Here is a 276-nt window from a genome sequence, read left to right as displayed (position 1 = left end):
GCTGCCGGCGCCGCGATGCACCGGGACCTCGCGGAGCAGGACATGCTCGGCGACGGTGGAGCGAACGCCCTGGGCGCGCTCCTCGGCACCCAGGTCGCGTTCTGGGCCCCACGTCCGGTGCGGGTCACCGCGCTCATGGTCCTCGTCGGGCTCACTGCGGCGAGCGAACGGATCAGCTTCTCCCGGGTGATCGCCGACGTCCCGTGGTTGCACCGCGTCGACATGTGGGGTCGACGCCCCCCGTCTTCCCCGTCCATGCCCACCACGCAGAGCGCC

General features: G+C 72.8%; 1 pseudogene. It reads left to right on the top strand.

The window, feature by feature from the left end:
• Window positions 1–276 (top strand): annotated as a pseudogene (locus tag AC1ECF_RS17605) (hypothetical protein); the annotation flags it as partial.

The sequence above is a fragment of the Psychrobacillus sp. Z3-81 genome, assembly GCF_056620325.1.
The sequence above is the reverse complement of the archived record's forward strand: the minus strand, read 5'-3'. Positions and strand labels throughout refer to the sequence as shown.